10 protein-coding genes are annotated in these 11,285 nt (G+C 69.5%); 3 read left to right on the forward strand and 7 right to left on the reverse strand.

Features of this window, described 5'->3' with window-relative positions:
• The first annotated feature begins 107 nt into the window (after nt 1-107).
• The 3 genes from ABZ939_RS08755 to ABZ939_RS08765 all read left to right on the forward strand — a co-directional run bounded on the left by ABZ939_RS08755 (nt 108) and on the right by ABZ939_RS08765 (nt 4,420).
• Nucleotides 108-2,465 carry a polysaccharide lyase 8 family protein gene (locus ABZ939_RS08755; protein WP_361850827.1) on the forward strand — a complete coding sequence of 786 codons (2,358 nt, stop codon included), beginning with the start codon at nt 108-110 and terminating at the stop codon, nt 2,463-2,465.
• 143 nt (nt 2,466-2,608) lie between these two features.
• Nucleotides 2,609-4,192, forward strand: a complete 1,584-nt coding sequence (locus ABZ939_RS08760) for an acyl-CoA carboxylase subunit beta (RefSeq protein WP_361850829.1) — start codon at nt 2,609-2,611, stop codon at nt 4,190-4,192.
• A 15-nt stretch (nt 4,193-4,207) separates the two neighbouring features.
• Nucleotides 4,208-4,420 (forward strand): acyl-CoA carboxylase subunit epsilon, encoded by a 213-nt coding sequence (locus ABZ939_RS08765; RefSeq protein WP_361850831.1) that lies wholly within the window; start codon nt 4,208-4,210, stop codon nt 4,418-4,420.
• 174 nt (nt 4,421-4,594) lie between these two features.
• On the opposite strand, the gene ABZ939_RS08770 is transcribed toward ABZ939_RS08765, so the two are convergent.
• From ABZ939_RS08770 to ABZ939_RS08800, 7 genes are all read right to left on the reverse strand, one after another.
• Complete coding sequence (locus ABZ939_RS08770; protein ID WP_050791473.1) at nt 4,595-5,176, reverse strand: ATP/GTP-binding protein; 582 nt, start codon at nt 5,174-5,176, stop codon at nt 4,595-4,597.
• Nucleotides 5,157-5,720 carry a DUF742 domain-containing protein gene (locus ABZ939_RS08775; protein WP_361850833.1) on the reverse strand — a complete coding sequence of 188 codons (564 nt, stop codon included), beginning with the start codon at nt 5,718-5,720 and terminating at the stop codon, nt 5,157-5,159. The genes ABZ939_RS08770 and ABZ939_RS08775 overlap by 20 nt, the downstream gene beginning before the upstream one ends.
• A 93-nt stretch (nt 5,721-5,813) precedes the next feature.
• Nucleotides 5,814-6,227: a roadblock/LC7 domain-containing protein gene (locus ABZ939_RS08780; protein ID WP_147980024.1), complete on the reverse strand. Its 414-nt coding sequence runs from the start codon at nt 6,225-6,227 to the stop codon at nt 5,814-5,816.
• A gap of 7 nt (nt 6,228-6,234) precedes the next feature.
• Nucleotides 6,235-9,426, reverse strand: coding sequence for a nitrate- and nitrite sensing domain-containing protein (locus ABZ939_RS08785; RefSeq protein ID WP_361850835.1), 3,192 nt, complete (start codon nt 9,424-9,426; stop codon nt 6,235-6,237).
• 339 nt (nt 9,427-9,765) lie between these two features.
• Nucleotides 9,766-10,350 carry an ATP/GTP-binding protein gene (locus tag ABZ939_RS08790; RefSeq protein ID WP_361850837.1) on the reverse strand — a complete coding sequence of 195 codons (585 nt, stop codon included), beginning with the start codon at nt 10,348-10,350 and terminating at the stop codon, nt 9,766-9,768.
• On the reverse strand, nt 10,331-10,738 hold the full coding sequence (locus ABZ939_RS08795; RefSeq protein ID WP_361850839.1) for a DUF742 domain-containing protein: 408 nt from the start codon (nt 10,736-10,738) through the stop codon (nt 10,331-10,333). The genes ABZ939_RS08790 and ABZ939_RS08795 overlap by 20 nt, the downstream gene beginning before the upstream one ends.
• A 128-nt stretch (nt 10,739-10,866) precedes the next feature.
• The gene (locus tag ABZ939_RS08800) at nt 10,867-11,280 is read right to left on the reverse strand and encodes a roadblock/LC7 domain-containing protein (protein WP_030325548.1); all 414 of its coding nucleotides are present in this window, start codon (nt 11,278-11,280) and stop codon (nt 10,867-10,869) included.
• Between the last annotated feature and the right edge of the window lie 5 nt (nt 11,281-11,285).

Consider the following 11,285-nt stretch of genomic DNA (forward strand, 5'->3'; position numbering starts at 1 on the left):
GGGGAAAGCGCTTCCATCCGAGGGTGTCGTGCTCATTGATTGCGTCGGAGAACGGGTGTTACACCGGGCGCCAACCGGTCTACACCACTTCCCCCCGGGAGGCTCCCGTGCCCGTTCCCTTCTGGTCCCGCCGCACCTTCCTGACCGCCGCAGCCGCAGGAGGCGCGGCCGCGGCCCTCGGACTTCCCGCTCTCGCACACGCCGCGGAGGGGGAGTTCGAGGCGCTGCGGCTGCGCTGGCTCGACATCCAGCTCGGCGCCGGCTTCGATGCCGGCGCCGAGCCGTACGCCTCCCGCCTCGCCGAGACCGGCGAACTCGCCCGCACGTTCCGGGCGTCCATGGCCCCCACCGACACCTCCCTCTGGCCTGGCTACACCTTCGACCCGCCGTCCGGCATCACCCAGAGCTACAGCCGCCTGTGGACGATGACGCAGGCGTATGTGCAACCCGGCACCGGGCTCACCGGCGACGCGACGCTGCTCGCCGACGTCCTGCGGGGCCTCGACCACCTCTCCGCGCGGATCTACAAGGCGGGCACGCAGAGGTACGGCAACTGGTGGGAATGGCAGATCGGCAGCCCCCGCCTCCTCATGGACATCGTCGCCGCGCTCCACCCGCATCTCGGCCCCGAGCGCACAGCGGCCGCCTGCGCCGCCGTCGACCACTTCGTCCCCGACTCGATGCTCACGAACTACAGCGGCACCTCCACCGGCGCCAACCGCGTCGACCTCTGCCGCTCCGTCGCCCTGCGCGGCATCCTCGGCGCCGACCCCGCCAAGATCGCCCTCGCCCGTGACGCCCTCTCGCCCGTCTTCCCGTACGTGACCAAGGGCGACGGCCTCTACGCCGACGGCTCGTTCGTCCAGCACACCTGGGTCGCCTACTCCGGCACGTACGGACAGGTCATGCTCGACGGCCTCGGCCGCCTCTTCACCCTCCTCGCCGGCTCCAGCTGGGCGGTGGCCGACCCGAACCGGCAGATCATCCTCGACAGCGTGGAGAAGGCCTACGCGCCCCTGATCTACGACGGCTTGATGATGGACAGCGTCAACGGCCGTGCCATCAGCCGCGGTTACCTCAAGAACGACGAGCGCCGCGTCATGCGCTCCGACCACTTCCACGGCCAGGGCATCATCGCCGCCATCGCCCTGCTCGCCGGCGGCGCGAGCGCCGCCGAGCGCGAGCGGTGGCACGCGCGCGTGAAGGGCTGGATCGAGCGGGACACCGTCTCCCCGATCCTCTCCGCCCGTCAGTTCGGCGTCGCCGACCTCGCCCGGCTGCACGCCGTCGCCGAGGCGCCCGTCCCGGCAGCCCCGGAGCCGACCGGGCACAGGCTGTTCGCCGCCATGGACCGGGCCGTCCACCGCCGCCCCGGCTGGGCCGCCAACATCGCCATGGCCTCGGAGCGTATCTCGTACTACGAGTGCGGCAACGGCGAGAACCCGCGCGGCTGGCACACCGGCGCCGGAATGCTCTCCTGGTGGACCCCCGACCAGGGCGGCCAGTACACCGACTGGTTCTGGCCCACTGTCGACCCCTACCGTCTCCCCGGCACCACCGTCTCCACCAAGCGCCTCGCCGACCGCGCCGGCGGGGAGTGGGGTGCCCCGAAGCCGGCCGTGACCTGGGTGGGCGGAGCCACCGACGGCGAGTTCGCGGCCGTCGGGCAGCACCTCAAGGGCCTCGGCTCCACCCTGGAGGCCCGCAAGTCCTGGTTCTGCGCGGCGGACGCCGTCATCTGTCTCGGGGCCGGGATCACCGCCGCCGACGGCGTCCCCGTCGAGACCGTCGTCGACAACCGCAACCTCGGCGATGCGGGTACCTCCCACGCCGACGGCCGTGGGGGAGGGGCCCAGGCGCTCACCACCGGCGAGGGCTGGGCGCACCTCGAGGGACACGGCGGCTGGGTCTTCCCCCACGGCGCGGCGAACCTCCGGACCCTGCGCGAGGAACGGACCGGCGCCTGGAGCGACATCAACACCACCAGCTCCACCGAGACCCGCACCCGCACCTACCAGACGTTGTGGCTCGACCACGGCACGGACCCGGCCGACGCCTCGTACGTCTATCTGCTCATGCCGGGCGCCTCCCGGCGCACGCTGGCCGCCCGCGCCGCCGACGAGGGCTGGTTGACGATCCTGGACAACTCCGCCGACCGGCAGGCCGTGAGCGTTCCGTCCCTCGGACTCACGGCCGCGAACCTGTGGCGGGCCGGTACGGTGGGGCGCCTGACGGTCACGGCCCCGGCCAGTGTCCTGGTCCGCCGCCGGCGCTCGGTCCTCGATCTCCGGATCGGCGAGCCGCAGCGCACCGGGCAGCCGCTGGAGCTCGTCTGGGACCAGCCCGTCCGCCGCGTGCTCGCCCACGACCCCTCGGTGGAGGTGCTCGCCACCGGCCGCTCACTGCGGCTGCGGATCACCCCCGGTACCGCGGGGGCCACACACCGCTGCGAAGTGCTTGTATAGGAATCCTACAAACACGAGGGGTGTCTGGCTGTTGACTCGACCCTCCCTGCCGCCGGTTCTGTCTTACTCCACCAGGAATCGACGCGGGAGACTGTACGGAGTCGACGGCGGGATTTCCTTGGTCGGCTTCGTAGGGTCGGTACATGACCGTTGTGGACCAGATCCCGAGCGAGCCGACTGACGCACGTGGCCGAGTGGCCGAGCTGCACGCCCTGCGCGAGGAGGCTCGGCGCGGACCGAGCGAACGGGCCACCGAGGCCCAGCACGCCAAGGGCAAGCTGACCGCTCGCGAGCGGATCGAGCTGCTGCTCGACCCTGGTTCCTTCAACGAGGTCGAGCAGCTGCGCCGACACCGCGCCACGGGCTTCGGCCTGGAGGCGAAGAAGCCGTACACCGACGGTGTCATCACCGGCTGGGGCACGGTGGAGGGCCGTACGGTCTTCGTCTACGCGCACGACTTCCGGATCTTCGGCGGCGCGCTGGGCGAGGCCCACGCCACGAAGATCCACAAGATCATGGACATGGCGATCGCGGCCGGTGCCCCGCTCGTCTCGCTGAACGACGGTGCCGGCGCCCGTATCCAGGAGGGCGTCTCCGCCCTCGCCGGCTACGGCGGCATCTTCCAGCGCAACACCCGCGCCTCGGGCGTCATCCCGCAGATCTCGGTGATGCTCGGCCCGTGTGCCGGTGGTGCGGCCTACAGCCCCGCGCTGACCGACTTCGTCTTCATGGTCCGTGAGACCTCGCAGATGTTCATCACCGGTCCGGACGTCGTCAAGGCGGTCACCGGCGAGGAGATCACCCAGAACGGCCTCGGTGGCGCCGATGTGCACGCCGAGACGAGCGGCGTGGCGCACTTCGCGTACGACGACGAGGAGACGTGCATCGCCGAGGTGCGCTACCTCCTGTCGATGCTCCCGCAGAACAACCGCGAGAACCCGCCGACAGTCTCCTCCGAGGACCCGGCGGACCGCCGCTCGGACGTCCTGCTCGACCTGGTCCCGGCGGACGGCAACCGTCCGTACGACATGCACAAGGTGATCGAGGAGCTCGTCGACGACGGCGACTTCCTGGAGATCCACGAGCGCTGGGCCCGCAACATCATCTGCGCGCTGGCCCGCCTGGACGGTCAGGTCGTGGGCATCGTCGCCAACCAGCCGCAGTCGCTGGCCGGCGTCCTGGACATCGAGGCCTCGGAGAAGGCCGCCCGATTCGTTCAGATGTGCGATGCTTTCAATATCCCGATCGTCACCCTTCTGGACGTACCCGGCTTCCTGCCGGGCGTTGACCAGGAGCATGGTGGGATCATCCGCCACGGCGCGAAGCTGCTGTACGCGTACTGCAACGCGACCGTCCCCCGGATCAGCCTGATCCTGCGCAAGGCGTACGGCGGCGCGTACATCGTCATGGACTCCCAGTCCATCGGCGCCGACCTGACGTACGCCTGGCCCACCAACGAAATCGCGGTGATGGGCGCCGAAGGTGCCGCCAACGTCATCTTCCGCAAGCAGATCGCCGAGGCCGAGGACTCGGAGGCCATGCGGGCCCGCATGGTCAAGGAGTACAAGGCCGAGCTGATGCACCCCTACTACGCGGCGGAGCGCGGACTGGTCGACGACGTGATCGACCCCGCAGAGACGCGGGAGGTCCTCATCAGGTCCCTCGCCATGCTCCGCACCAAGCACGCCGACCTGCCGTCCCGCAAGCACGGCAACCCGCCTCAGTAAGAGGAGCCCACCGAAGTGACCACGCCTGCCACAGCCAACCTTCTCCGTGTCGAGAAGGGCCACGCCGACCCCGAGGAGCTGGCCGCGATCACCGCGGTGCTGCTCGCCCGCGCGGCCGCCACACCCGACGAAGACACTGTCACGGCCCACCACGGCCGCTCGACGGCCGGCTGGCGCCGCCTGGAACGCCAGTCGGGCTTCCGCCCCTCCCACTCCTGGCAGGGCTGACCCGCGCCGCACCGAAGGCCCCCGCTCCGACCGGAGCGGGGGCCTTCGCCGTGCCGCGTGCCGCACGGGCGCTCTCCGCGGGGGTGGGGAACACGAAGCGGGGGTGGGGCACACGAAAAGGCCCCCGCACCGGAACGGTGCGCGGGGCCTTCGTACGTGTACCCGTCGGGACGGTTACCGCAGGCGGGCCATGAGGGCGTGCTCAACCAGGGTGATGAGCGCGCTCTTGGCGTCCGCGCGGTGACGGGCGTCGGTCGTGATGATCGGCGTGTCCGGGCCGATCTGGAGGGCCTCACGGACCTCCTCCGGGTTGTACGGCTGGTGGCCGTCGAACCCGTTCAGCGCGATGACGAACGGCAGACCGCTGTTCTCGAAGTAGTCGACCGCCGGGAAGCAGTCGGCGAGACGGCGCGTGTCGACCAGGACCACGGCGCCGATCGCGCCGCGCACCAGGTCGTCCCACATGAACCAGAAGCGGTCCTGACCCGGCGTACCGAAGAGGTACAGGATCAGGTCCTGGTCCAGGGTGATACGGCCGAAGTCCATCGCGACAGTCGTCGTCGTCTTGTCGCCGGTGTGCGTGAGGTCGTCGATGCCCGCGGACGCAGACGTCATGACGGCCTCGGTACGCAGCGGGTTGATCTCCGAGACGGCGCCGACGAACGTGGTCTTGCCCACGCCGAAGCCACCCGCCACCACGATCTTCGCGCTGGTGGTTGAACGGGCCGCGCCGCCGCTAGAGCTTGCGAAGTCCACTGAGCACCCTTTCGAGCAGTGTCACGTCTGGCTGACCGCCGGCGGCCTCGTCGCCGCCGGGCTGGTGGATGGCGACAAGTCCGGCCTCGGCCAGGTCGGCGACGAGAATCCGGGCAACGCCGAGGGGAATGGAGAGAAGTGCCGAGATCTCGGCCACCGACTTGATCTCGAAGCACAGTCGGCAGATCCGCTGGTGCTCGGGCAACTGCCCCTGCAGCCGGGCCGGATCGGCCGTCGTACTGACCAGCGCCTCGATGGCGAGCTGGTAACGCGGCCGGGTCCGGCCGCCGGTCATCGCATACGGACGTACCAGCGGGTTGTGCCCGCCGGAACCCCCGGAACCGCTGGAACCACCCGCAGCGCGGCGCGAGGCGCTCGGCGCCCCGACCGGGGCCGGCTGCTGGGCCTGAGGCTGCTGGTAGGGCTGCGACGCGCCCTGTCTGCTCGGGGCGGAGGGAAAGTTGAACCGGTTCTGCGTGGTGTCGCCGTGCGGCTGCGAACCGTCAAAACCGTTGTAAGGGCGTCCGCCCGGGGGTGTACCCACGTCTCCTCCTCCGACTGCCTCGCGGTCCATGTCCCTGTGGAACCGCGCCACCGCACCTTACGGTGCGGTGGCGCGAAACGCACTGTCTGTCTGTTAGTTGAGAAGACTTCCCTGAAGCTCCGCCCGGAGGTCAGGAGTCAAAACGCTGCCCGCACGGTCGACGAGCAGAGCCATCTCGTAGCCCACGAGACCGATGTCGGCCTCCGGGTGGGACAGCACGGCCAGCGAGGAGCCGTCCGAGATCGACATGATGAAGAGGAAGCCGCGCTCCATCTCCACGACGGTCTGGTTGACCGCACCGCCCTCGAAGATCCGGGACGCGCCCGCGGTCAGCGAGGTCAGTCCGGAGGCGACGGCCGCCAGCTGGTCGGCGCGGTCCCGGGGGAAACCCTCGGACATCGCCAGCAGGAGTCCGTCGGCGGAGACCACCACCGTGTGGGACACCCCGGGGGTGTTGTCCACGAAGTTGGTGATCAACCAGTTCAGATTCTGCGCCGCCTGGCTCATGCTCACACTAACGCTCCTGGTTGTAGGTACTGCCCGGGCCGAGGCCCGATCCGTTCGTGTCCGTTCCCGCGCTGCGTCCCTGCTGGACACCGCGACGCAGGTTGCTCAACCTGCCCCGCACGTCCTCAGGGGCGCGGGAGACCTGGGGGCCGCCCTGCGGGGTCTGCTCCGCCGTGCCCTCGACCAGATTGGCCTTCGGGACCCGCTTCGGAAGACCGGAGGAGGTGACCCCGCCCGCCTTCGGGTCGCGGAGCTTCTCGGCCCGCTGCCAGCGCTCGTCGTTCGTCGAGCGCCATTCGTCGGAACCGTCGGCTTGGTTCTGCTGCACCGGCGCCGGCTGCTGGACCGGCTGCTGCGCCTGAGCGGCGGTGCTGCCACGGCGCGGCAGACCGGCATCGGTCAGGGCATGACCGGCGTCCGGGGTGGGGTTCGGCGTCGGACCCGGACGGTCGAAGCCTACGCGCTCAGGAGCCGGTTCGGGAGCGATGGGAGCAGATTCCGCTTGTACTCCGTACTGCTGTTCGTAGCCGCCCTGGTACGCACCCTGATCCGCCCACTCGCCCTGGTGTTCCTGGGGCTGGTACGCGTTGTCGTACTGCGCCTGGCCGTTGTCATGACCCTGGTAAGCGGCTTCCGCATAGTTCGGCTCGGAGTACCCGTCGGCGGGCTGGCCGTAGCCGTCGTAGCCCTGCTGCGGATAGTCGTAGGCGTCGTGCTGCGGAGCCTGCCGGCCGAAGTCGGACGCGTACTCCTGGCCGTACTCCTGCTCCTGGCCGTACTCCTGGTCCTGCGCGTACTCCTGCTCGTGCTGCCCGTACGGCTGCTGCGAGGGGTCGACCTCGTCCCGGAACAGCGGACGCTCACCGCCCTGCGCCTGCGCCTCCAGGGCCGCCCGGCGCTCCTCGCGCATCAGCGAACGGTTCACCGGGTCGAGCTGCCGGTCGTCCCCCTGCTGCTCGTAGCGGGAGTCGTCGAAGCCGAGCTCGGCCGCGGTCCGCATCGGCTGCTGCACCGGCTCGAAGGCGTGCTGCTGCTGTTGCGGGATGATCTGCGAGACCGTGAAGTCGTTCTCCGGCAGCTGCTCGCCACCACCACCGTGGGTGATCGCGTCCGGCAGCATGACCAGCGAGGTCGTACCGGCCTGCTCGCCCGAGGGGCGGAGCTGGACCCGGATGCCGTGCCGGTCGGCCAGCCGGCCGACCACGAACAGGCCCATGCGCTGCGAGACGGCGGCGTCCACGGTCGGCGGGTTGGCCAGCTTGTGGTTGATGTCCGCGAAGTCCTCAGCGGTCAGACCGATGCCCTTGTCGTGGATCTCGACCATCACGCGGCCGTCGGGCAGCCGGGTCGCGGTGACGCGGACCTTGGTCTGCGGGGAGGAGAACGTGGTGGCGTTCTCAAGGAGCTCGGCGAGCAGGTGCACGAGGTCGGTCACGGCCTGGCCGTGGATCTCGGCCTCCGGGACACCGGCGAGCTCGATGCGCTCGTACTGCTCCACCTCGGAGGAGGCGGCGCGCATGACGTCGACCAGCGGGACCGGCTGGTCCCAGCGGCGGCCGGGCTCCTCGCCGGCGAGGACCAGGAGGTTCTCGCCGTTGCGGCGCATACGGGTGGCCAGGTGGTCCAGCTTGAAGAGGTTCTCCAGCTGGTCCGGGTCGGCCTCGTTGTTCTCCAGGTCGGTGATGAGGGTCAGCTGGCCCTCGATCAGCGACTGGTTGCGGCGCGAGAGGTTGGTGAAGATCGCGTTGACGTTGCCCCGCAGCATGGCCTGCTCGGCGGCGAGCCGGACGGCCTCGCGGTGGACCTGGTCGAACGCGCGGGCGACCTCGCCGATCTCGTCCTGGGAGTCGATCGGGATGGGCTGGACGCGGGTGTCGACCCGGCCCGGCTCGGTACGGGAGAGCTGGTCGACGAGCATCGGCAGACGCTGCTCGGCGATGGCGAAGGCGGCGGTGCGCAGCTCGCGCATCGACCGGCTCATCTGGCGGGCCATCATCCCGGCCAGGATGAAGGCGGTGAGGAGCGCGATGACGACGATGCCACCGTTGACGTAGGCGTCCGTCTGGGCGTCCGAGGAGATGTTCGCCGCCTCGGTCACGGCCTTGTCGACGAGCTCCTTCTCGACCGTCGTGTAGCCGTCGAACTTGCCGGTGGCGACGGCCATCCAGGTCTCGGGCGTGATGCCCTTCTGCTTCAGATCGGCGATCGCCTCGGCGTCCTTGGCCGAACCGATCTCCTTGACCACGCCGGTGAAGACGGAGCCGTCGGGCCCCTTGGGCAGGGTGATCCCCGCCGCCTGCATCTTCTCCGCGCCGTCCTTGGCCTTCTCCGTCATGACCTGCCGCAGCCGGTCGACGTCGGCCTGGGTGCCACCGGAGTTGTACTCGCCGAGGGCGATCTGCTCCAGGTAGTTGTACGAGTTGAACGCCACGGACTGCTGGGCGAAGACCTCGTCCTTCTGGCTGGGCCGGACGAGGAGCTGGATGCCGATCGAGCGCTGAAGCGACTCGGCCGCCTTGGCGAGCTGGATGGCGTAGAGCGTCCGGCCGTAGGCGGTGACGTTGCCCGTGCCGAGCCCGAGCTCGTTGGAGAACTCCATCAGGAAGTGCTGGACGCCCGTGTACCCGAGCTGGGTGTTCACGGGGTCCAGGGCCCGGGTGTACGCGCCCTGGCGGAGCTTCTCGAGCTTGGGCTCCTCGTCCCTGAACAGCTTCAGGCGGCGCTCCAGGCCCTCGCCCTCGGGCATGCTCGTGACGGCCTGGTCGAACTTGACCTTGGCGGCGTCGGTGGCGGCGTACGCCTTCGTGACCTCGTCGCTCTTGCGGTCCTCGGCCGACTTGGCCGTGAGCAGGGGAGCGGCGGTGAGGTCACGCTCGTTGAGCAGTGCCTGGCTGTACTCCGAGGCGGCGCGCACGATCAGCGCCGTCTTCTCGGCGTTCTGCGCCTCCTGCCAGGTGTCGATCGACCCCTTCACCTGGAAGCCGCCCATGACGAGGCCGACCAGCACGGGTATGAGGAGGATCGCGTTCAGCCTGGTCGGTACTCGCCAGTTACGCGGGGACAGCTTGCTCTGGCTGCCCTTGCCGTTGCCGGCCTGGGGCGTCACCGGCGGCTCAGCGGGCGACGCCACCATGCGTGCCGGCGGCGTGAAGTTGCCTCGCGCCTGCTGCTCCGCGGAGCTTTCCTTGCTTCGCCTCACTCGACCAACAACCTCTCGGCGTCGGCACCTACGTTGTGCCGGTGTTTCGTTCAGGGCCGTACTACTCGGGAGTTCATGAATTGCAGCACGTGAAGGGGGTCCCTTCCAAACAGCCCTGAGCGCCCGCTTTTACCGATCCAGGCCCGAGATAAAACGGGCATAAAGAACGAGCCCCGCCAAATGGCGAGGCTCATGTGAGCGCAGCGGTACCGATCGGATGCGTCGGGTGTCCGTGGAGCCACAATTCTCATTCGAAACGTTATGAACACGGGGGCGGGCCGTGTCGAAGGACACAGACCGCCCCTCAAGGGGCGTACGACAACTTCCGTACGCGTCCGCCTACTTGAGTCGTGCCATCAGCGCATGCTCCACAAGCGTGATCAAAGCGCTCTTGGCGTCCGCGCGATGGCGGGCGTCGGTGGTGATGATCGGAGTGCCGGGACCGATCTGAAGGGCCTCACGGACCTCGTCGGGGGAGTACGGCTGATGCCCCTCGAACCCGTTCAGCGCGATGACGAACGGCAGACCGCTGTTCTCGAAGTAGTCGACCGCCGGGAAGCAGTCGGCGAGACGGCGCGTGTCCACGAGTACGACGGCGCCGATGGCACCGCGGACCAGGTCGTCCCACATGAACCAGAAGCGGTCCTGACCGGGTGTACCGAAGAGGTACAGGATCAGGTCCTGGTCCAGGGTGATACGGCCGAAGTCCATCGCCACCGTCGTGGTGGTCTTGTCGCCGGTGTGCGTCAGATCGTCGATCCCGGCCGAGGCCGAGGTCATCACGGCCTCGGTGCGCAGCGGGTTGATCTCCGAGACGGCGCCGACGAACGTGGTCTTGCCCACGCCGAAGCCACCCGCCACCACGATCTTCGCGCTGGTGGTCGACCTGGCCGCGCCGCCGCCGCTAGAGCTTGCGAAGTCCACTGAGCACCCTTTCGAGCAGTGTCACGTCCGGCGTACCGCCGGCCTCTCCGTTGCCCGGCTGGTGGATCGCCACCATGCCCGCCTCCGCCAGGTCGGCGACGAGGATCCGGGCGACGCCGAGCGGCATCGACAGCAGCGCCGAGACCTCGGCCACCGACTTGACCTCTCGGCACAGGTGGCAGATCCGCTGGTGCTCGGGGAGCAGGGTCGCGAGGTGTGCCGGGTCGGCCGTGGTGCTGACCAGGGCCTCTATGGCGAGCTGGTAGCGCGGCCGGGTCCGGCCGCCGGTCATCGCGTACGGACGCACCAGCGGCTGGTCGCCTTCATCTCCGTACGACGCGTCGAGTGAGGCGCCGTACGGATCGTGAGAGGCGGGGGGCGGGGTCATGAATCCTCCGGGCGTGACGGCAGGGATTCAACTGCCGTCTGATGGGGCCGGTGGGGGGCCGGATGGGGCGGCCGGACGGTGTGTGATCCCAGGGTGGCACGGAGGGGCGTGCCACCCTGTCGGTGCGTCTAGTGCAGAAGGCTTCCCTGGAGCTCGGCACGGAGATCCGGGGTGAGGACGCTGCCGGCCCGGTCGACCAGCAGCGTCATCTCGTAGCCCACGAGGCCGATGTCGCACTCCGGGTGCGCGAGCACGGCCAGTGAGGAACCGTCGGAGACGGACATCAGGAAGAGGAAGCCGCGCTCCATCTCCACGACCGTCTGCGCGACAGGACCGCCCTCGAAGATGCGGGACGCGCCCGCGGTCAGCGAGGTCAGTCCGGACGCGACCGCCGCCAGCTGGTCGGCGCGGTCGCGGGGGAAACCTTCCGACATGGCCAGCAGCAGGCCGTCGGCGGAGACCACCACCGTGTGGGACACCCCGGGGGTGTTGTCCACGAAGTTGGTGATCAACCAGTTCAGATTCTGCGCCGCCTGGCTCATCGCGC

Source organism: Streptomyces sp. NPDC046712, assembly GCF_040645695.1.
Classification (GTDB): Bacteria; Actinomycetota; Actinomycetes; order Streptomycetales; family Streptomycetaceae; genus Streptomyces.